Source organism: Blautia marasmi (assembly GCF_900258535.1).
In the GTDB taxonomy this organism is placed as follows: Bacteria; Bacillota; Clostridia; order Lachnospirales; family Lachnospiraceae; genus Blautia; species Blautia hominis.
On record NZ_OIWX01000001.1, the window covers coordinates 3,174,164 to 3,194,476 of the forward strand.

General features: G+C 47.6%; 20 protein-coding genes. 16 read left to right on the top strand and 4 right to left on the bottom strand.

The genetic code is table 11. The features are described from left to right. Positions 1-9 precede the first annotated feature (9 nt). The 10 genes from C6P39_RS13640 (at position 10) to araA (ending at position 8,926) form a co-directional block, all read left to right on the top strand. Entirely contained in the window at positions 10-501 is a 492-nt protein-coding gene (locus C6P39_RS13640; RefSeq protein ID WP_242987043.1) for a SpoVA/SpoVAEb family sporulation membrane protein, read from the top strand. Next, positions 498-1,523 (top strand): stage V sporulation protein AD, encoded by a 1,026-nt coding sequence (locus C6P39_RS13645; protein ID WP_095172222.1) that lies wholly within the window; start codon positions 498-500, stop codon positions 1,521-1,523. The genes C6P39_RS13640 and C6P39_RS13645 overlap by 4 nt, the downstream gene beginning before the upstream one ends. A gap of 25 nt (positions 1,524-1,548) precedes the next feature. Continuing rightward, positions 1,549-1,905: a stage V sporulation protein AE gene (gene spoVAE, locus C6P39_RS13650; RefSeq protein WP_065543208.1), complete on the top strand. Its 357-nt coding sequence runs from the start codon at positions 1,549-1,551 to the stop codon at positions 1,903-1,905. A 175-nt stretch (positions 1,906-2,080) separates the two neighbouring features. Beyond that, positions 2,081-2,848 carry a tRNA threonylcarbamoyladenosine dehydratase gene (locus C6P39_RS13655; RefSeq protein WP_095172221.1) on the top strand — a complete coding sequence of 256 codons (768 nt, stop codon included), beginning with the start codon at positions 2,081-2,083 and terminating at the stop codon, positions 2,846-2,848. 72 nt (positions 2,849-2,920) lie between these two features. Then, positions 2,921-3,832 (top strand): UDP-N-acetylmuramate dehydrogenase, encoded by a 912-nt coding sequence (gene murB / locus C6P39_RS13660; protein WP_095172220.1) that lies wholly within the window; start codon positions 2,921-2,923, stop codon positions 3,830-3,832. A 24-nt stretch (positions 3,833-3,856) separates the two neighbouring features. After that, positions 3,857-4,747, top strand: coding sequence for an RNase adapter RapZ (rapZ, locus tag C6P39_RS13665; RefSeq protein ID WP_095172219.1), 891 nt, complete (start codon positions 3,857-3,859; stop codon positions 4,745-4,747). Next, positions 4,726-5,685: a DNA-binding protein WhiA gene (gene whiA / locus C6P39_RS13670; protein WP_065543204.1), complete on the top strand. Its 960-nt coding sequence runs from the start codon at positions 4,726-4,728 to the stop codon at positions 5,683-5,685. Before rapZ ends, whiA begins: the two co-directional genes overlap by 22 nt. After that, positions 5,682-5,936 (top strand): HPr family phosphocarrier protein, encoded by a 255-nt coding sequence (locus tag C6P39_RS13675; RefSeq protein ID WP_018597868.1) that lies wholly within the window; start codon positions 5,682-5,684, stop codon positions 5,934-5,936. Before whiA ends, C6P39_RS13675 begins: the two co-directional genes overlap by 4 nt. Positions 5,937-6,039: 103 nt before the next feature. Beyond that, the gene (locus C6P39_RS13680; RefSeq protein WP_104804149.1) at positions 6,040-7,293 is read left to right on the top strand and encodes a BTAD domain-containing putative transcriptional regulator; all 1,254 of its coding nucleotides are present in this window, start codon (positions 6,040-6,042) and stop codon (positions 7,291-7,293) included. Between the two features lie 136 nt (positions 7,294-7,429). Next, entirely contained in the window at positions 7,430-8,926 is a 1,497-nt protein-coding gene (gene araA, locus C6P39_RS13685) for an L-arabinose isomerase (protein WP_104804150.1), read from the top strand. A gap of 508 nt (positions 8,927-9,434) precedes the next feature. On the opposite strand, the gene C6P39_RS13695 is transcribed toward araA, so the two are convergent. From C6P39_RS13695 to C6P39_RS13710, 4 genes are all read right to left on the bottom strand, one after another. Then, positions 9,435-9,959 (bottom strand): hypothetical protein, encoded by a 525-nt coding sequence (locus tag C6P39_RS13695; protein WP_104804152.1) that lies wholly within the window; start codon positions 9,957-9,959, stop codon positions 9,435-9,437. A 131-nt stretch (positions 9,960-10,090) separates the two neighbouring features. Continuing rightward, the gene (locus C6P39_RS13700; RefSeq protein ID WP_095172213.1) at positions 10,091-10,663 is read right to left on the bottom strand and encodes a hypothetical protein; all 573 of its coding nucleotides are present in this window, start codon (positions 10,661-10,663) and stop codon (positions 10,091-10,093) included. Beyond that, positions 10,656-11,288, bottom strand: a complete 633-nt coding sequence (locus C6P39_RS13705) for a TetR/AcrR family transcriptional regulator (RefSeq protein ID WP_104804153.1) — start codon at positions 11,286-11,288, stop codon at positions 10,656-10,658. Before C6P39_RS13705 ends, C6P39_RS13700 begins: the two co-directional genes overlap by 8 nt. Positions 11,289-11,353: 65 nt before the next feature. Next, positions 11,354-12,199 (bottom strand): GNAT family N-acetyltransferase, encoded by an 846-nt coding sequence (locus C6P39_RS13710; RefSeq protein WP_330407073.1) that lies wholly within the window; start codon positions 12,197-12,199, stop codon positions 11,354-11,356. 154 nt (positions 12,200-12,353) lie between these two features. Here C6P39_RS13710 and C6P39_RS13715 point away from each other — a divergent pair, with 154 nt between their 5' ends. From C6P39_RS13715 to C6P39_RS13740, 6 genes are all read left to right on the top strand, one after another. Continuing rightward, entirely contained in the window at positions 12,354-14,201 is a 1,848-nt protein-coding gene (locus C6P39_RS13715) for a cache domain-containing sensor histidine kinase (RefSeq protein WP_242987044.1), read from the top strand. Between the two features lie 12 nt (positions 14,202-14,213). After that, on the top strand, positions 14,214-15,731 hold the full coding sequence (locus C6P39_RS13720) for a response regulator transcription factor (protein WP_095172211.1): 1,518 nt from the start codon (positions 14,214-14,216) through the stop codon (positions 15,729-15,731). Beyond that, positions 15,728-16,984 (top strand): ABC transporter substrate-binding protein, encoded by a 1,257-nt coding sequence (locus tag C6P39_RS13725; RefSeq protein WP_104804154.1) that lies wholly within the window; start codon positions 15,728-15,730, stop codon positions 16,982-16,984. The genes C6P39_RS13720 and C6P39_RS13725 overlap by 4 nt, the downstream gene beginning before the upstream one ends. Before the next feature lie 106 nt (positions 16,985-17,090). Next, positions 17,091-18,488, top strand: coding sequence for an extracellular solute-binding protein (locus tag C6P39_RS13730; protein WP_095172401.1), 1,398 nt, complete (start codon positions 17,091-17,093; stop codon positions 18,486-18,488). Positions 18,489-18,590: 102 nt separating this feature from the next. Then, positions 18,591-19,475, top strand: a complete 885-nt coding sequence (locus C6P39_RS13735) for a carbohydrate ABC transporter permease (RefSeq protein ID WP_095172209.1) — start codon at positions 18,591-18,593, stop codon at positions 19,473-19,475. A 13-nt stretch (positions 19,476-19,488) separates the two neighbouring features. Beyond that, entirely contained in the window at positions 19,489-20,310 is an 822-nt protein-coding gene (locus C6P39_RS13740) for a carbohydrate ABC transporter permease (RefSeq protein ID WP_095172208.1), read from the top strand. Positions 20,311-20,313: the final 3 nt, after the last annotated feature.

Sequence of the window (20,313 nt, forward strand, 5' to 3'; positions counted from 1 at the left end):
AAAAAAAGGATGGTGAAAGTTATGGCAACTGCAGCGGAGCAGGAAAAACAGAAAAAAGCCAAAGAATATGAAAAATATGTAAAACAGGTGACACCCACCCACAACCTCTTTAAAAACATGTGCCGTGCTTTTCTATGCGGCGGCGCAATCTGCGTACTGGGTCAGGGGATCATGAATATCTGTATGAGCCAGGGACTGGATAAAGAGATCAGCGGCGGCTGGACCTCTCTGATCCTGGTACTTTTAAGCGTACTTTGTACCGGTTTCAATATTTATCCCAAAATTGCAAAGTGGGGCGGTGCCGGAACCCTGGTGCCTATTACCGGCTTTGCCAATTCTGTGGCAGCACCGGCCATTGAGTATCAGAAAGAGGGACAGGTATTCGGGATCGGCTGTAAGATTTTCGTTATTGCAGGTCCGGTGATCCTTTATGGTATCCTGACTTCAGCAGTATTGGGAGCCGTCTATTATGTTCTTAAATTATGGGGGATCGTGGGATGACAGAAGTGAGAAAACAGACAATCGGCAAACAGAGTATTCAGTTTGAACATGCGGTTCATATTTTAAGCGGAGCATCCATTGTAGGAAAGAAGGAGGGGGACGGCCCTCTGGGAAAATGCTTTGACGTCATAGGCGGCGAGGACGGCATGTTCGGATGCCAGTCCTGGGAGGAAGCGGAGAGTGTCCTGCAGAAGGAGGCTGTCACCATGGCAATCGGGAAGGCAGAGCTGGAGAACTGGCAGATCCGCACCATTTACGTGGGGGACCTTCTGGCCCAGACCATTGCCTCCTCTTTTGGTATTATAGGGTTTGACACACCCGTTTACGGGCTGTATGGAGCCTGCGCCACTATGGGGGAGGCACTGTCCCTGTCCTCCATGGCTGTGGCGGCAGGATACGGCGACTATGTGGTGGCTGTCACCTCCAGCCATTTCGGCAGTGCGGAGAAAGAATTCCGTTTTCCTCTCGGATACGGAAACCAGCGTCCCCTGTCCGCCACCTGGACGGTAACGGGAAGCGGAGCCTGTGTCTTGGGAACAAAAGGGGGAAAGGCCCGGATCACCGGCATTACCACAGGAAAGATCATTGATTTCGGCCTCAAGGATTCCCTGAATATGGGAGCCTGTATGGCCCCGGCTGCCTGTGACACCATTTACCAGAACCTGATGGACTTTAACCGTATGCCTGAGGATTACGACAGGATCATTACAGGTGACCTGGGTGAAGTAGGGCAGCATATCCTCTTTGACATGCTGAAGGAAAAAGGCTTTGACATTGAGAAGCAGCATATGGACTGCGGCATAGAGATCTATGACAAGGAATCCCAGGACACACATGCAGGCGGAAGCGGCTGCGGCTGTTCAGCCGTAACCTTTGCGTCTTATATTCTCCCCAAGATCGAGAAGGGGGAATGGAAACGTGTACTTTTTGTCCCCACAGGAGCGCTTTTGTCCAAAGTCAGTTACAATGAGGGAAAAAGTGTGCCGGGAATCGCCCAGGCTGTTGTGGTGGAGCATTGCTAAAGCAGGATAACAGGAGGCAGTTAATATGGATTATATCAATGCATTTTGGGTCGGAGGGCTGATCTGTGCCCTAGTTCAGATACTTTTAGACAAGACAAAGCTGCTGCCGGGCCGCGTTATGGTACTTCTGGTATGCACAGGAGCTGTTCTGGGGTCAGTGGGAATCTATGACAAGCTCATGGATTTTGCCGGCGCAGGCGCCAGCGTTCCCCTTCTCGGATTTGGAAATCTTCTCTGGAAAGGCGTAAAAAAGGCCATCGGAGAGCAGGGATTCATTGGAATCTTCATGGGAGGCTTTACTTCCAGCGCTGTGGGAATCTCCGCAGCCCTCATATTCGCATACCTGGCCAGCCTTATTTTTAAGCCAAAGATGAAAAACTAGTTCTATACAATTAAGGGATTTAATAGTATAATGAAGAATAACGGCGAGCCCGCGAAGCGAGCCGTTATTCGATACGGCTTGACTTAGGTCAAGGCGGTACATGAAAGAAGCGGCGAGCCCGGGAAGCGAGCCGTTATTCGATTAAAATAGTTTTTACTTAGGAGGAACCGCAAGTATGCTGCATGCATTTTCCCGTTCAGAAGGATTAATAGGAAAAGAGGGACTGGAGATCCTTGCCGATTCCAAGGTCGCAGTGTTTGGCCTGGGCGGTGTGGGGTCCTATGTGGTGGAGGCACTGGCAAGAGCCGGTGTGGGGAACCTGATCTTGGTGGACCACGATGAAGTTGCAGTAACAAACCTGAACAGACAGCTGGTAGCGCTTCGTTCTACGATCGGAAGAAAAAAAGTACAGGTAGCAAAAGAGCGCATTGCTGATATCAATGAGGACGCAGTGGTTCATACCTATGAGACTTTTTTTTCTGCTGAGACAGTCAGTTTATTTGATTTTTCCAGTTATGATTATATTGTTGACGCAGTGGACACGGTCTCTGCTAAGATCCTTCTCATAGAGAGGGCAAAGGCCTGCAATAAGCCGGTCATATCCTGTATGGGGACCGGAAACAAGCTGGATCCGTCCTGTTTTCAGATCGCGGATATTGCGAAGACCAGTGTATGTCCCCTGGCAAAGGTCATGCGGACGGAATTGAAAAAAAGAAAGATAAAGAAGGTTAAGGTGCTTTTTTCCACAGAGCTTGCGCCGAAAGAAAAAAAACGCCGGATGGGCCTAAAAGAGGAAAAGGTACAGACACAGGAGACCAGGCCGTCCACAGGAAGGCCGGTGCCCTCCAGTATATCCTTTGTTCCGGGAGTTGCCGGACTGATGATCGCCGGAGAGGTGATAAAAGATTTAATTGGGATGCGACAGAAGACAGACAGAAAATAAAATTTCTGTCTGAAACTGTTTTTGCTGTGTCATTTGGATTTATATAATATTATCAGAGCAAGAGGTAAGAGAGTGAATAAAAAAATAGAAAATGAGTTTTGTCAGTGTCTGGGCAGTGACAATGTCAATGTCTATGAACCAATGAAAAAACATACAACATTTCGTATTGGAGGACCGGCGGAATATTACCTTCGTCCTCACAGCGTGGATGAACTGCGGAAGATTTTACATATCTGTAAAAGGGAGGATCTGCCGTTTTTCATTTTAGGAAATGGGAGCAATCTCCTTGTGAGCGACAAGGGGTATAAGGGCGTTGTCATTCAGCTCTGGAAGAATATGAGTGATATTGAAGTCAGCGGTCAGGTCATACGGGCTAAGGCGGGGGCACTCCTCTCCAAGATCGCAGCGGTGGCTCTGGACCACAGTCTGGCCGGGTTTGCATTTGCAAGCGGTATTCCGGGGACCCTGGGAGGCGCTGTTGTTATGAATGCAGGTGCTTACGGCGGAGAGATGAAGGATGTCCTGGAGGAAGTCACAGTCATGGATGCAGAGGGCAGTGTGATATGCCTGAAGAGAGAAGAACTGAATCTGGGGTACCGGACAAGTATCGTAAAGGAAAAAGGATATATTGTACTGGAAGCAGTGCTCAGGCTGAATAAAGGCGAGGCAACCCACATTAAGGAACAGATGGATGACTTCAAAGAGCGCCGTACCAGCAAACAGCCGCTGGATATGCCAAGTGCAGGGAGCACCTTCAAGCGGCCCGAGGGGTATTTTGCAGGTAAACTGATCATGGATACAGGCCTTCGCGGTTTTCAGGTGGGCGGGGCGCAGATTTCTGAGAAGCACTGCGGATTTGTTGTCAATACCGGAGATGCCACTGCCGAGGATGTGAAGAACCTAATAGAGGAAGTACAAAGGAGAGTCCGGGAGAAGTTCGGCGTTACCCTGGAGCCGGAAGTGAAGTTCCTGGGCGAGTTTTAAAGTGGTTACCAGAGAGGATCTTATATGCGTTTTGTAATTGTGACGGGAATGTCAGGTGCCGGTAAGAGTACGGCCTTGAAGATGCTGGAAGACATGGAATATTTTTGCGTGGATAATCTGCCTATACTCTTAATAGAAAAGTTTGCGCAGCTTGTAAAGGACGGAAGTTCAGGAGAGATCGAGCGTGTAGCCGTGGGTGTGGATATCAGGAGCGGCAAAGCTTTATCGGAACTGGAACACGTTTTGGAGCGGCTGCGGCTGCCGGGGTTCCAGCCTGAAATCCTTTTTTTAGATGCGGACGACAAGACTCTTGTAAAACGATACAAAGAGACGCGGCGTTCCCATCCGCTTTCCGGCAACGGCAGGGTGGATGAAGGGATCAAGCTGGAGCGGTCCAGGCTGGCATTTCTGCGGGAATTTGCGGATTATATTCTGGATACCAGCCAGCTCCTTACCAGGGAGCTGAAGGAAGAGCTGGAGAAGATCTTTGTGGAGAACCAGAAGTTCAGAAACCTGATGATCACAGTTCTGTCCTTTGGGTTTAAGTACGGGATCCCCGGGGACTCTGACCTGGTGTTTGATGTGAGGTTTCTGCCGAACCCCTATTATATAGAAGGAATGCGTTTTCTGAGCGGCAACGACAAGCCGGTCAGTGACTATGTGATGGGATTTGAACTGGCACAGGAGTTTTCTGATAAACTGGAGGATATGCTGCGTTTTTTGATCCCCAATTACATATCCGAAGGGAAATCTCAGCTTGTGATCTCCATTGGATGTACCGGTGGTAAGCACCGCAGTGTGACTCTGGCCAATGAGCTTTACAGACGGCTTAAAAAGTCAGAAGAATACGGAATACGGATCGAACATAGAGATATAGAAAAGGATGCGAAGAAATGTCATTCTCCGGAAGCGTAAAACGTGAGCTGGAGCGCTTGGTCAGCCCTGCGCGGCATTGCCAGATAGCAGAGCTTTCGGCCATTTTCAGCTTTTGCGGTGAGATACAGAGGACAGAGAAAGGCGATGCGTTTCTCTGTTTTTCTACAGAAAATGAAAGTGTTATAAGAAAGTGCTTTACTTTATTGCAAAAAACATTTAAAATAGATAGAGAAATTTCTATAGATAAACGTTTAATAAAAAGAAACAACAGATTTGTGATTGAAGTACGAGGTCAGGAAGATACCGTGAGAATTTTGCAGGCAGCAAAGTATCTGACAGCAGACAGGCAGCCAATGCCCTGTGCCGCTCTTGTGAACCCTCTGGTTGTCCAGAAGAGCTGCTGCAGGAGAGCATTTTTGCGGGGGGCATTTTTATGTGCCGGATCCATCAGTGACCCAGAGAAGTTTTATCACTTTGAAATCGTATGTTCCACATTGTCAAAAGCTCAGCAGCTTCAGGAACTGGTGCAATCCTTTGAAGTGGATGCAAAAGTTGTAAGCCGCAAGAAGCACGAAGTTGTTTATGTAAAAGAAGGCGCACAGATCGTAGAAATTTTAGGCCTCATGGGGGCCAATGTATCCTTGATGAATCTTGAGAATGTCAGGATACTGAAAGAAATGCGCAACAGCGTGAACCGTAAGGTTAACTGCGAAACGGCGAATATTAACAAGACTGTAAATGCTGCAGTAAAACAAATGGAGGATATAGCCTATATCCGTGACACCATTGGGTTGGAACGGCTTCCGGATAATCTGGAAGAGATCGCACAGATAAGGCTGGAATATCCACAGGCTTCTTTGAAGGAACTTGGCATGTTATTAACACCGCCAGTGGGAAAATCAGGAGTCAATCACAGACTGCGGAAGATCGGCAGCATAGCAGAGGAGCTCAGAGGGAACAAGGAGGAACAGATATGATCAGTAAACCAATTACCATCGGTATTTCAAACGGCTTGGAAGCAAGACCGATTGCATTACTCGTGCAGGTAGCTAGCCAGTATGCCAGCAATATCTATCTGGAGAGTCAGGAAAAGAAGGTAAATGCAAAGAGCATCATGGGTATGATGAGTTTGGGATTAGACGCTGGTGAGAGCGTGACTGTATCAGTTGAAGGCGAAGACGAAGTCGAAGCTATGAAAAGTATCGAGGAATATTTGAGCAACAAATAAATATGGAACATTTAAGGAAAAAAGAGCAGATATGAAAAAGAGAGGCCGTCCTGGATGAGGGGCGGCCTTTTTTACGGCACACAGATTGCAGGAGATATAAAAGATGGAGAGAGAAAGAAATACCGGAATTATGAGGGTCCGGATGCTGGGTGGTTTTTCTATTTCTTATGAGGGGGCTGCCGTTGTTTTCGACAGGAGCAGCCCGGCAAAATTTGTCCAGTTGTTTCAGCTTCTTATGCTGCACCTGAAGGATGGGATAGGCAAGACAGAACTGATTGATAATCTTTATGGCAAAAATGGTGTGGAGAATGGAAACAGCAGCCTCAACAACACCATTTTCAGACTCCGCAGACAGCTCAAAAAAGCAGGTATGCCTGATGATCCCTACATCACCGTGCAGAGAGGCGTCTGCAGGTGGAATGAGCATATAAAGGCAGTCGTGGATGTCCATCAGATGGAGGCATTGATCGAGGAGGCCCATACCGCAAGCGGTGAGAAGAAGGAGGAGCTTTTAAAGGAGGCCTGCAGTCTTTATAAAGGGGAATTTTTATCCACCGTCACCTCAGAGGCATGGGCAGTGATCGCGGGTGTAAAGTATAGGGACCTTTATTTTAATTGCCTGCGGGAGCTTTTTTCTATTTTGAAAAACCGGAGGGAATATGAGGAGATTTTGTATATCAGTACCCGGGCCGCTTCTATTTATCCCTATGAGGAGTGGCAGCTTTGGCGGATCGACAGCCTGCTGGCCCTATACCGGCATAAGGAGGCGCTGAAGGTCTATGAGGAGACGGCATCCCTGTATTATAACGAGTTTGGACTGACCCCATCGGATAAAATGCAGGAGCGTTTTCATGCCATGAGCAGCCAGATCCGGGGCGTTACCTCTGATATGTGGGAAATACGCAGAGAATTAAAGGAAAAGACAAAAGGGAAAGGGGCTTATTTCTGCTCCCTGCCCAGTTTTATTGATACATACAGGATCATTGTACGCATGACAGAGCGAACGGGGATGTCGATTTTTCTCATGCTGTGCACACTGACAGACAACACGGGTACTCCCATTGAAAATGAGGAGAAGATCAGTAAGGCAGCGGAAAAATTCCAGACTGCCATTAAACTGTCCCTGCGCCGGGGAGACTTATATACCCGGTATAGTTCCTGCCAGTTTCTGGTCATGCTTCCGGGCATTACGCAGGAAAACTGTTTCCGCGTGGCGGAACGTATCAGCCGTCTGTTCAAAGATGCAGGGGGCGGAAGCAACAGGATCAAATGTTATGTCAGTTCCCTTATTGATGTAAATGAGGAGCCGGGGGATTTTGCCCACGGTTTTTCCTCCCCGGGAAACTGGTTCAAGTAAAGGCGTACAACTAAAAAACTTGTACCCTTCCTGTGAATACAACTTGTAAAGATAACCGTACAAGCTCTATGATAAAAGAAAAATATCATACATTTGAAGAATAACAAGTGAAGACATTAACAGGAGGGTGATATTAATGAAAACAGGCAGAAATTACAAGTTTTGGTTTGCCACAGGGTCTCAGGATCTGTACGGGGATGAATGTCTCAGAAAAGTGGCTGAACATTCCAGGATCATCGTAGAGGAATTAAATAAATCGGGGATGCTTCCTTATGAAGTGATCCTGAAACCGACTTTGATCACAAATGAAATTATCAGAAAAACATTCAATGAGGCAAATGCAGATGAAGAATGCGCAGGTGTTATCACATGGATGCACACCTTTTCACCGGCTAAGTCCTGGATCCTGGGTCTGCAGGAGTACAGAAAACCGCTGATGCATCTGCATACACAGTTCAATCAGGAGATCCCTTACGATACTATTGATATGGATTTCATGAATGAAAACCAGTCTGCTCACGGAGACCGGGAGTATGGCCATATTGTGTCCCGCATGGAAATTGAGCGGAAAGTGGTGGTCGGCCATTGGAGTGACAAAAAGGTACAGGGCAAGATTGCGTCCTGGATGCGCACAGCAGTGGGTATTATGGAGAGCAGCCATATCCGTGTCATGAGAATTGCAGATAACATGAGAAACGTAGCTGTGACAGAAGGGGACAAGGTAGAGGCCCAGATTAAATTCGGCTGGGAAATTGACGCTTATCCGGTGAATGAGATCGCAGAGGCAGTGGAGGCTGTGTCAAAAGGTGATACAGACGCGCTGGTGGAAGAGTATTATGACAAATATGAGATCCTTCTGGAGGGAAGAGACCCGGAGGAGTTCAGACGTCATGTGGCAGTCCAGGCCCAGATTGAGATTGGATTTGAAAGGTTCCTGGAGGAGAAGGATTATCAGGCCATTGTCACTCATTTTGGCGATTTAGGCTCACTGAAACAGCTTCCGGGACTGGCAATCCAGAGATTGATGGAAAAAGGATACGGATTCGGCGGGGAAGGTGACTGGAAGACAGCTGCCATGGTTCGTCTGATGAAGATCATGACAGCCGGGATGGAAGGCGCCAAGGGTACTTCTTTCATGGAGGATTATACTTATAACCTGGTTCCGGGTAAGGAAGGGATCCTGCAGGCGCATATGCTGGAGGTATGCCCTACCATTTCGGATGGTCCGATCAGTATTAAGGTGAACCCTCTGAGCATGGGGGACAGGGAGGACCCGGCTCGTCTTGTGTTTACGGCTAAGACAGGTCCTGCCATAGCAGCTTCTTTGATCGATCTGGGGAATCGGTTCCGTCTGATCATTAATGATGTGGACTGCAAGAAGACGGAGAAGGCTATGCCTAAGCTGCCAGTGGCTACGGCGTTCTGGACACCAAAGCCGGATCTGGCTACCGGTGCGGAAGCGTGGATCCTGGCCGGAGGAGCGCATCATACGGCGTTTTCTTATGATATTACGGCGGAACAGATGGGTGACTGGGCTGCGGCTATGGGAATTGAGGCGGTTTATATTGATGGGGATACTCGGATTCGGGAGTTTAAGAGGGATTTGCAGTTAGGGGGGTTGTTTTTTCGGTAGGGTGAGTTAGAAGGGGGACGGCGGAACAGTGGATGGGAAGGCGGGGGACCGGTTGGTGTGGAGCGAAGCGTTCCGCTGCCCGGGAGCTAACCTGCTCCCAGTCACTAAGTTCATCGCGAGAGCGCTCTTCACTAAGTGTCTGGGGCAGGTGGATCTCCCGGGCGCTCCACGAACATCGCTCCACACCAACCGGTCCCCCGCCTTCCCATCCACTGTTCCGCCTGACGTTCTAATGCGGTTGTGGATGAAAAAGATGTGAAAGAAAAAAATGTTAAAGAAAAAAAGACTTAGAAGAAAATAAGACTTAGAAGAAAATAAGACTTAAAAGAAAAAAGATTAAAGAGAAAAAAGATTTAAAAGATTAAAATTAAATTTTATATCTAATTTTTGATTATCCTCATAAATACTATACTTTCGATTGAATGATCCTTGATATGACACTAAAACAATATGGGAGATAGCACAAAACATCTGTCTATCTCCCGTTTTTCTTAATTTTACTTACCACTTAATTAGTATTATCTTTTTCTGATTGTTCTTGAACAAATTTAATACTATTTTGAATATATTTTTTGTCTTTTTCTGTTGCAACTTCTTCTAATTGTTTGAATAAAGCAATGCATTCATTTCGTTTACCTAATACATTAAATGCAGTTGCAATATTGAGATACCATGTCATTTCATCATTCATATCTTTTGGTTTCATATCCATTGCAAGTAGTTTTTCTAAAAAGAGTTCTCCATTTTTGTTTTCGTGATATTCTCTTACAATATCGTTGTTCATTTTTCTGAACTGACGTCCTCTCCGCATTAAAACATAGAATACAGTAAAGAAATAAATAATAGTAATAACGGCAATACCACCAACAATAATACCTAAAAAGCCAATTGTTGATTTTACATAGGGAATTACTATGTTCACATAAAGGAATAACAACACTGCCCAAAATAAAAATGCTAATCTAATGAGCCATTTATCTCTTTTTTCATACATTGCTTTTTTATTTTTTAGATTTTCGGGTTCGTAAATCATTTTATTTCACTCCTTTATTACCACATCAATCAGAATTTGTTTCATTGTTCTGATTTTGTTTCTTAGGAAGGATTTGTCTGATAAATGTTATATCTCTTTTGAGGGGATATCGGGTGGTTAATGGAGGGTGTTTATTGGCGGGGGTGGGAGTGGTTGGCGGCGGTGGTGATTAGGCCTATCAGGAGGAAGAGGGCGGCGGCGGAGAAGTAGAGGAGGGGGTAGTGGTCGGAGAGGCGCCAGGACTCGTTTAAACCTGTGAAGGCATCTATTTGGTTGTTGGTGTAACGTTCTGCAAAGTAGAAGGCAAGGATAAAGCAGCCGGTTGTCAGGAAAGCGTTGGCGTGTGTCAGGGCTCTGAGAAGGGCGGTGACTGCAAGGGCGGCCAGCCAGGCAAGGCTTATGGGGATGCCTAATTTTGTGACCCAGTAGATGGGCTGGGGGATGTAGAGGTTGGCTGTGTATTCTGTGATGTACAGGAAGGGGATCAGCAGGATACAGATGACCAGGTAGGTGAGAAGGATGCGGTGTTTTCCGCCGAATATCAGGGTGTATAGTGCCAGATAGCCGAAGAGACAGCTTGCGGCTACCAGCAGAGACCAGTTAAATTGCTGCTCCAGGGCGAAGTTTACGATGAAACAGGTTAAGACTGCAAGGATAAATGGGATTGCAAGGATGATGCTCCAAAAGTTTCTTTTTTTAGTCATTTGGTTCCTCTTTTCTGGTTGATGGGGGTTTTAGGAGTTGGTCTAATACGGAAAAAATAATGGCCCTGGATACTTCCGGTTTTTCGGAGGAGACCAGGAGATTCTGAAAGGCCAGGCCGTCGATGGCTCCTGTGATGAATTTGGACAACTCCCCGGCAGGTAAGTCGGAATGGAACTCGCCGCTGTGGAGGCCTTCTTCCAGCAGGGCTGTGATGAGGGAATTGTATCTTTCATAGCCGTTTTTGACGAGGGTCTTTACCGCATGGCTTTCTGAGTAGGAGTCCAGGTAGAATTTGATGGGAAACACGCACATCAGGGCAGCCTGAAGAGTATCCTCCTCCCCCAGGACTATCAGCCTGAGTTTCTCATAGGAACTCAGATCGCTGCTGCTTATTTTTTCTATGTATCCGATATAGGTGTCGTAAATGTTTTGGACAACCTGGTCAATCAAAGCGTTTTTGTTTGGAAAATACCAGTAGAGGGCAGCTTTGGACAAACCCACCTTCTCTGCCACATCTGTCAGGCTGAAGTCTGTTATACTGCCTTTTACCATGAGCTCTATAGCAGCCGTTATAATGCCCTGCCTCATTTTTTCGTAATTCTCCGGTATCTTTTTTCTTGCCATAGGACCGCCTTCCGTAATTAATTGACTTATCGTTTAATTAATTATTGCATAGAATGGGTCTGGCGTCAACCCCGGGAAATTGTGTCGGGATATTTATCCTGGGAGAAAGGCCGGCAGCTTTCCTGCCGGAACCAATAAGTATAAAAATATGCAAATCCCAGCCGCTCATAAAGTTTCCGCGCCCCCACATTGCCTTCCACAACCTGGAGATAGGCTTCCGTGGCCCCTTCGTCGATGGCTGAATTTAAGATAGACCTGCATATGGACTCTCCTAAATGCTGCCGCCGGTATTCTTCCGCCACATGTATGGCGTATATCCCCACATGATCCCTGTCTAATATGCCCAGACCTGTCCCTATGATCTTTCCCCCGTCATAAATGGACGCAAATATGGTGTCTTTCGGAATGGCCCTGTACATAGAGGGCACGATCTTTTTATGTATCTCATTTTCCGTTCCCTTTAAAGAAAACAGTCCGTTCAGCCAATCCGGTGATATTTCCCGGCTTAAGAATACGGGCCTTAATGGTTTCTGCACCATGTACTTCTCCAGGTTCATGGTCATGACCTCTGTAGTGTGGGCAATGTGATACCCGCGCTCCATGAGCTTTTGGTCAAAGGAACTGTCCATCAGGGGATTGATCTTAAAGATGGTGGGAGTTCCCCATCTTGCATAAATCTCCTCGCAGTATGCGATCTTATCCATGAGTGGAATGGCAGACGGCCCAATCTGTTCCACACAGTTGGTCCTGTGGGTGTAAAAATAAGAAAACCGGAGGATCCATCCATCATAGATCTGCATCTGATGTGAGGGCCAGGCATTCAGGGAAAGGTCTTCGATAATTTTAATCTTGCTGTTCATATGCGTTTCCGCCTTATCTTCAAAAGATACCACAAGGGGCATCTCTGTCATTTTATATCTCTCATTATATATAGATTACTCCCCAAAAGTCAAATATCTCCACCTTGGCACAGGATAAAACATACTGTAAAATGATAAAGTATCTCATTATGGGAAAATCTGCATTTTTTTAGCCGGCAGAGAGGATCGCCCATGATGTACAGATATGATCCTGACAGCAAAGACAAAGGAGGAGAAGAGAGAGATTTTGAAAAAAAGACTGCAGAGACTGGGGATTGGCAGGCGGATGCTTATGCTTCTTTTAGGTGTTTCCCTGGTCCCGATCATATTTGTCCTGCTGATCTCTTACAAACAGAGCGCAGCTACCATAACCAGGCAGACCGGAGAGCTGATTGAAGCCAACCTGGAACAATCCTCCGGAAACGTACAGAATTTTCTGGATACCTTTGAGAATCTGATCCAGGATATCTATACGGACCAGACATATGTGGATAACCTGAAGCCTATTAATATCTGGGACAGCAGCAGATATTACTTGGCAAAACATAAGATAGAGGAAAATCTGCAGAATATCGTATACATAAATAAAGATATACTGGGGATCGCCGTCACCGGCATTTACGGGGATGTATGTTTTTATGACAGCATGACCTTGTCCGGTGCAGAGAGCTTCTGTTTTGACCTGGATGATATCAGAAACAATGAGATGGTCAAACAGGCCTATGCCGAGAAACAGACGGTCTATTCCAAGACGTATCATAAGCTGGACACCAGATATGGGGAGAAAGATTATTTTTATGTAGCGCATCAGCTCACAGACTTTAATGATTACGAAGAGGGACCTGTGGGATGTATCCTGCTGTGTGTGGATGAGAAGGCGCTGTGCGACGTGTACAGGCAGGGCAGCACAAAGTCAAACATTACGTTCGTTGTGAACCGGTACGGGGATATTATCTCCTACCCGGAGGGGAATTACGGGGAGAGGAATATATTTGCCGGGGAGGAGAAGAAGGAGCGGGGGAAGAAGGAAATAGAGCAGGCAGCCCAGAAGTTTGTGGAGGACAACCGGTATCCCGGGGGCGCAAGCCTGTCCGTGCGCAGCAAAGGGGTACAGGATCAGGAGTTTTATGTGGTGAATGTGCGGGATCTGAATTATGTGCTGAAAGACCTTCATAACCTGGCATATCTCATTGTGCTGGTGGGCCTTCTGGCCGGTGTGATCTGTGTGCTGATAGCAGTATCCTTCTCAAAAGAGATGGACCGTTCCGTAAAACCGATCCTGAATGCCATGGATAGGGCCAACAATGGGGATATGGATGTACAGGTCCCGGAGGAGGGCATGGATGAGTTTGCAAGGATCGGCAGACACTTTAACAGTATGCTTCGGCAGATCCGCTCGTCCAATGAGCAGGAAAAGGAAGCCCTTGTACGGGAAAAATATGCGGAGATAAAATCCCTGGAAGCGCAGATAAACCCCCATTTTCTGTACAATACTCTGGATGCCATCAACTGGGTCGCCATTGACCGGAAAGAGTACAGCATCAGTAAAATGCTAACCAGCCTGGCCCTGATCCTCAGGTACAGCATCCACAAAAGCAATGAGATCGTGGAAATCCGGGATGAACTGGAATACCTGAAAAAATATGTGTATCTGCAGCAGCAGAGATTTGAATATTCTTTTATCTGTACAGTGGAGGCTGACGAGAATCTGATGAAGTGCAGGATCCATAAGCTGCTGATACAGCCCCTTCTGGAAAACACCTTAGTCCACGGTTTTCCGGGAAATACGGGCATGGATGAAATCAATATCTGTCTGACAAAAGCCGGGGAACACAAAATATCCATTGTGGTGAAAGATAACGGAAAAGGTATGAGGGAGGAGCAGGCGGAGTATTTCAATCATTTTGACTATAAGAAAGAGCGCATAGAATCCAGTATCGGCGTGCGCAATGTCATAACCAGGATCAAACTTTATTACGGGGAGCATGGAAGCTTCCATGTGGAAACAAGCCAGGAGGGGACTGTTATAACCATTCTGATTCCCTATGAGTAGGAGGAATACAATATGAAGATAATAGTAGTAGAGGATGAACCGAAATCCAGAGAAGGAATCTTAAATATACTCGCCAGGAATACAGAGTATGAGGTGGCAGCAGTCTGCGGAAACGGAAAAGAAGGGCTTGAGGCCGTGAAAAAATACAGGCCGGATCTGGTCATCTCTGACATCAAGATGCCGGTCATGGGCGGCCTGGAAATGCTGGAAAAGATCCTGGAGGAGGGAATAAATGTCCAGGCCATTCTTCTTACAGGGTATTCTGAATTTGAGTATGCAAGAAGGGCGCTAAAACTCCAGGTGGTGGAGTATGTGCTGAAGCCTCTGGAGGTGGAAGGATTTCTGGAGGTGCTGCAGAGGGCAGAGGGAAACATTAAGAAAAACAAGGTGGAGAAAGTATCTGCGGAACAGCTTCTGTGGACGTACTTCACAGGTACGGATATGGACAGGCAGCAGACAGATCCTATCCTCAGAGAGACCCTGCAGGTGGATGACAGGACGCAGATCTCTCTTTTCCTGATCTATCCGTGCAGTCTTGCCAATGAGACGGGAAGCGAGCTGCAGAAGCACACCACAGAACTGCTGGATTCTCTGTGCATGGAAAATTATTACGTCATGTCTCTGCCCAGACAGCAGGGGTTTTTAGTGATGCTCACCGACACGGAGAGAAATAAAAACCTGTTCAAGATCTTCAAGACCAGAATTTACCACTCTCTCTGCCAGATCACGGAATGCCACTGCAGTTACGGGATACTTTACGGATTTGCCGGGCTGAACGAAAGGCTGGCAGAGCTTAAGGATATGATGCAGTACGCATTTTCCCTGCCGGAGGAAACCATTCTGAGCCGGGAACTTGTGGATTCCGTTACATACAAAGAACTGGAATACCCGGATTATCTGGAACAGAGCATTTACAGGGAAATACGCAGCGGGCGCTATGAAAAAGTGCGCATGATCGGGGAACAGTTTGCCAAAACCGTCATAGACAGTGAGGGAAGGCCTGCCTGTATCCGGGAATATGTCCTTAGGTTTGCGGCGGGGATCCTTCGGGTGGCAGGGGAGACCAGGGGCAGTCTGGAAGCGGGGGAGGATACCTCGTATATCATGGAAAATATAGCCAGAAGCACTTCAAAAAGAGAGGTGAGGTATCAGTTTGAAAAGATCATGAATGCGGTTGCCAGCAGCAGGGAGACCCTTGATATTACAGAAAACGGCATGATACTGAATGTGATCGATTTTATCCGCAGCAATTATCAGAGAGATATCACCTTGTCTGAGGCTGCTGAGGGGTGTTGTGTCACGCCGGAATATTTAAGCCGTATTTTCTGCAGGGAGACCGGGGTGAATTTTACCTCCTTTCTGCAGAATTTCCGGGTCAGCACAGCCAAGCGTCTGCTGCTCTCGGGAAATTATAAGGTATATGAGGTGGCGGAGATGGTGGGATTCCATGACCAGAAATATTTTGTGAAGGTATTTAAGAAGCTTTGCGGGGTCACACCTTCTGAATACAAAAGGGAGAATGCGAAATGAAAAAGAAATGGTGTTTTGCCGCCTTTTTTCTGTGCGTGGGCCTTGCAGCGGCGCTCCTCTTTTGGCAGGGGGAGGAGGGAAAGGAAGTACAGGAAATAGAGGAAGAGCAGAAAAAACAGATCTATGTGCTCTGTGCCTATGAGACGAAGCTGCATCAGCAGATCCTAAATGAGGTGGCAGAGTATTACTCAAAACGCTCCGGATGTGCTGAGGTGCATATGGAGTTCATCCCGAAGGAGAATTTTAAAAAAGAGATCTGCCTCCGTATGGATAACGGAAAAACCGCGGATTTGATCATCTGTGACAACGGGATGATGCCTGCCCTGATCGACATGGGGGTGTTTGCGGATATCTCAGCGTATGTGGAGGAGCATTGTCAGGACAGCATGAACTTCCAGAAGCTGTGGAATACAACCATGGATGACGGAAAATATTATGGGATTCCCTTTACCTGCGATCCTTATGTACTGTTTTACAACCGGGATGTCTTTACGGAGAAAGGCCTGTCCGCTCCGGAAGACTGGGACGGGCTTTTAGATACCTGCAGTGCCCTGCAGGACAGCGTTGGGGACAAGTTTGGATTCGCGGCAAAGCGGCCGGAGGAGATTTACGCCTTTTACAGGGCACTGCTGTACGCCTGCGGGGGGAGCCTTAATACCATGGACCAGGAGGGCGGGGTTAAGGCAGCCCATATACTGGAGGAACTGAAAAGGAGCCGGTACATAGGAAAGCAGACCATTAACCTTACGGAAGCGGATGTAGCCCGCTCTTTTGCCGAGGGAAAAGTGCTGATGATGGCAAACAGGCTCAGTGCCTCCACCATTCTGCGCAGCTCCAGAATGGAATTTTCAGCAGGCATCATACCGCTGCCCGGGGATGTAAGGGAATCCCTGATGCTGTCAGGGGAGAACATCGGAGTGACAGAGTATGCGGACCGGGAAGCCTATCGTTTTCTCACCTACCTTTACCAGGATGATATCCAGGAAAGGATCTGCAACGCCATGGACACCCTGCCCGTAAAAGCAGCAGTGCCCTACCAGTCAAAACGCATAGGTCCGGATGAAGGCACCGGGTTTCTCAACCGTTACATTAATGAGGGATGGTGTGCCGAGACCAATAATTCCTGGTTTGAGATCGCCCAGCAGGTATCAGAGAGCCTCTATAACCTGCTGGAGGTCAGAGGGACCAAGCCAGAAGATACATCGGAAGAACTTCAGAATGCGGTAAAACTCATTATTATAAAAAAACGTTAAGGGGTGGTCAAAAATGCCCCCCTTTTTTAAATATGTGGAATATACCCAACCGGGAAAAAATGATATTCTTATTTCATCAAATAACACCGAAAAGGAGAGAACGAGTATGAAGATGAAAAAAGTGATGGGCCTGTTTCTGGCAGCTGTAATGGTTGCGGGGCTGACAGCCTGCGGAGGAGGAAATGACAAAGAAGCCCAGGCGGACGGCGGCGGCAAAAAGGAAGCGGACAGCGGAAAGAAAACCATTACCTTCTGTTTCAGGGATGACGGTCAGGGCGAGGACGGTGCGCTCTGGAAATGGATACAGGACGGATATGACACCTGGGACAAAAAAGATACGGTGGAACTGAATATTGCCCCAATCGTAGCGCAGGAGGGCGATTATTTCACAAAGGTGGCTCTCCAGCTTGCGGATAAAAAGACATGCCCGGACCTGGTTTGTGAGGATACTTTCCAGCTTCCCAATGATGTGAGCGCAGGCTATCTGACAAAATTAGATGATTATGTGAAGGATTATGAGGACTGGAACACATCCTACTATGAATCCATGAAAAAAGGCGTGACCGGCTCAGACGGCTCTGTATACGGCATTCCGTACTGTACAGATACAAGGGGCCTGTGGTACAACAGGGACATTCTGGCACAGGCCGGCGTGATCAGTGAAGGACAGGACTGGGAGCCGAAAAGCTGGAATGACATTCTGGACGCCTGCAAGGCTGTGAAGGAAAAATGCCCGGATGTAGTGCCGTTCTGGTGTAACTCCGGTGTGGCAACCGGTGAGGCAACTTCCATGCAGACATACGAAATGCTGCTCTACGGAACCGGAGAGAGACTTTTGGATGATGACGGGAAATGGATCGTAAAGAGCCAGGGTATCCTGGATTCCCTGAATTTCCTGCAGGATATCTACACCAACGGATACGGACCTGACCTCTCCCTTGTATTAAACGGACAGGCTTCCAACACATCCGCCAGAGAATACCTGCCGGAAGGCAAACTGGCTATCTCTCTTGACGGAAGCTGGGTGACCGGAAACTGGGCAGATACAGGCGCAGCACCGTGGCCGGAGGCGAAGGACGTGCTGGGATTCGCAGCTATGCCTACCTCTGAGGGACAGGACCCGGGAACCATTACCCTTGCAGGGGGCTGGGCATTATCCATTCCGGAGAATGCAGATGCCAAAGATGAGACTTTTGAGTTCATCAAACATCTTATGGACCCTGAGGTTTACACAGACGCTGTCATTGCACAGGGAAATATTGCCACCAGACAGGATGTAGCCACCGATGAAACCTATTCCGCACAGCCCTTCAAACAGATTGCCACAGAGTTCCTGGAGAGCGCTGATTTCAGACCGCAGAATGATAAATACTCCACTGTCACCACCAGCATTCAGACTATGGTGGAATCCGTGGTATCCGGCACGTCTCCGGAAGATGCCATGACACAGTACGCTACCGATGTGGCACGTGCTGTGGGGGATGACAATGTAACTGAGAAATAAAAGGCTGTCCGGAGAAAATCCGGCATGATCAGCAACTGGGCGGTTTTGGCACCGTAAAGTGCCGCCGCCCATATTTTTTCACGATTGAAGGGAGGGTGCTTTATGGCAAGACCAAGCCGTGCGGCTGTCATAAAAGATGAGGCCAAAAAATCTATCCTGCTGCTTCCGGCAGTGCTGCTGCTTTTATGCTTTTTTATCATACCGATCGTACTGACCGTATATTATTCCTTTACCAATCTGGCCCTGAGCGGTGCCAATGCCAAGAATGTGGAATTTATCGGTTTTGAAAATTATAAGAGAATGCTCACAGACCCCAGTACCATGACCAGTATCAAAAACACACTGCTCTTTTTGGTGGGCAGCCTTTTGGGGCAGAGTGTCCTGGGATTTTTGATCGCCTATTTCATGAAAGGAAAACCCAAGGGTCTGCGAAGCTTTGTGGGACCCTGTATCCTGGCGGGATGGGTTATGCCGGAGATTGTGGTTGCCCTGTGCTGTATGGCATTTTTTAAGGACAATGGAACCATGAACATGATTCTGGGGGCTGTACATATTCCGGCAGTTTCCTGGCTGTTCAAGCATCCTATGATGACCGTGGTGATCGCCAACGTATGGCACGGAACTGCGTTTTCCATGCTGAACTTCCAGTCAGCTCTTGACAACGTGTCAGGGGATATTGAGGAGGCTGCCAGGGTGGACGGTGCCAATCGTTTCCAGACACTTATCCGTATTATTGTGCCCTGCATCAAGGACACCATTGCAACCAATACCATGCTGAACACGCTGTCCACACTGGGTGTTTTCGGTCTGATCTATGCTATGACAGGAGGAGGGCCGGGTTCCTCAACCACAACTCTTCCTATATTCATGTATAATCAGGGATTGAAAGGGCTGCAGTTAGGATACGGCACCGCCATCGGTATGCTGATATTGATCGTAGGCGCTGTGTGCAGTGTGATCTATACAAGAATTTTGAAGGACCAGTAAGGGAGGGAGTCTAATGAGTGAAAAAATGGTAAAGAGCCTGCATTGTGTATTCCTGGTGATCGTGGGAATCGTGTTTATCCTTCCCCTTCTGTGGGTGGTGATCGCATCTCTGGATACAAATGCGGGTGAGGCATTAAAGTGGCCCACACAGTGGACCTTCAGCAACTACAGTGACGTACTGACAAACTCGGATAACCTGAGAGGCTTTGGCGTGGGGCTTGTGATCTCCTTTGCCCAGTCCCTGATCGTGGTACTGATCTCAGGGCTTGCCGCTTATCCTTTATCCAGATATCATTTAAGCTACAAAAAAGGTTTCATGTATGTTATTCTGTTTATGACAGCGCTTCCGATGATCGCCGTCACGGTACCTGTATATAAGATCTTTCTCAGTGTGGGGCTGCTGGACAGCATTCCGGGACTGGTGCTGTTTCTGTCCGCATCATCCCTGCCCTATGGAATCTGGCTCATGAAGAACTTTATGGACGGAGTGCCCGTGGAACTGGAGGAAGCTGCCTGGGTGGATGGCGCCACAACCATGAAATCCATCCGTAAGATCGTGGCGCCGCTTATGTTTCCGGGAATCTGTGTGGTATTTATCTATACCTTTTCCGGAAGCTGGGGGAACTTCTTTATTCCCTACATATTGTTAAGTTCACCGGAGAAGATGCCGGCATCGGTAATGCTGTACCAGTTTTTCGGACAGCACGGAACCATCCAGTACGGCCCTCTTGCCGCATACTCCGCGATTTATGCACTGCCTTCCATCCTTCTGTATATTCTCTCACAGAACTATATGTCAAAAGGATTTACCATGGCAGGTGCAGCAAAAGGATAACGT

Bases quoted from the DNA above. Each gene is read 5' to 3' on its own strand.
- C6P39_RS13640 (WP_242987043.1), top strand. From the start codon at position 10: ATGGTGAAAGTTATGGCAACTGCAGCGGAGCAGGAAAAACAGAAAAAA.
- C6P39_RS13645 (WP_095172222.1), top strand. From the start codon at position 498: ATGACAGAAGTGAGAAAACAGACAATCGGCAAACAGAGTATTCAGTTT.
- spoVAE (WP_065543208.1), top strand. From the start codon at position 1,549: ATGGATTATATCAATGCATTTTGGGTCGGAGGGCTGATCTGTGCCCTA.
- C6P39_RS13655 (WP_095172221.1), top strand. From the start codon at position 2,081: ATGCTGCATGCATTTTCCCGTTCAGAAGGATTAATAGGAAAAGAGGGA.
- rapZ (WP_095172219.1), top strand. From the start codon at position 3,857: ATGCGTTTTGTAATTGTGACGGGAATGTCAGGTGCCGGTAAGAGTACG.
- whiA (WP_065543204.1), top strand. From the start codon at position 4,726: ATGTCATTCTCCGGAAGCGTAAAACGTGAGCTGGAGCGCTTGGTCAGC.
- C6P39_RS13675 (WP_018597868.1), top strand. From the start codon at position 5,682: ATGATCAGTAAACCAATTACCATCGGTATTTCAAACGGCTTGGAAGCA.
- C6P39_RS13680 (WP_104804149.1), top strand. From the start codon at position 6,040: ATGGAGAGAGAAAGAAATACCGGAATTATGAGGGTCCGGATGCTGGGT.
- araA (WP_104804150.1), top strand. From the start codon at position 7,430: ATGAAAACAGGCAGAAATTACAAGTTTTGGTTTGCCACAGGGTCTCAG.
- C6P39_RS13695 (WP_104804152.1), bottom strand. From the start codon at position 9,959: ATGATTTACGAACCCGAAAATCTAAAAAATAAAAAAGCAATGTATGAA.
- C6P39_RS13700 (WP_095172213.1), bottom strand. From the start codon at position 10,663: ATGACTAAAAAAAGAAACTTTTGGAGCATCATCCTTGCAATCCCATTT.
- C6P39_RS13705 (WP_104804153.1), bottom strand. From the start codon at position 11,288: ATGGCAAGAAAAAAGATACCGGAGAATTACGAAAAAATGAGGCAGGGC.
- C6P39_RS13710 (WP_330407073.1), bottom strand. From the start codon at position 12,199: ATGACAGAGATGCCCCTTGTGGTATCTTTTGAAGATAAGGCGGAAACG.
- C6P39_RS13715 (WP_242987044.1), top strand. From the start codon at position 12,354: ATGATCCTGACAGCAAAGACAAAGGAGGAGAAGAGAGAGATTTTGAAA.
- C6P39_RS13720 (WP_095172211.1), top strand. From the start codon at position 14,214: ATGAAGATAATAGTAGTAGAGGATGAACCGAAATCCAGAGAAGGAATC.
- C6P39_RS13725 (WP_104804154.1), top strand. From the start codon at position 15,728: ATGAAAAAGAAATGGTGTTTTGCCGCCTTTTTTCTGTGCGTGGGCCTT.
- C6P39_RS13730 (WP_095172401.1), top strand. From the start codon at position 17,091: ATGAAGATGAAAAAAGTGATGGGCCTGTTTCTGGCAGCTGTAATGGTT.
- C6P39_RS13735 (WP_095172209.1), top strand. From the start codon at position 18,591: ATGGCAAGACCAAGCCGTGCGGCTGTCATAAAAGATGAGGCCAAAAAA.
- C6P39_RS13740 (WP_095172208.1), top strand. From the start codon at position 19,489: ATGAGTGAAAAAATGGTAAAGAGCCTGCATTGTGTATTCCTGGTGATC.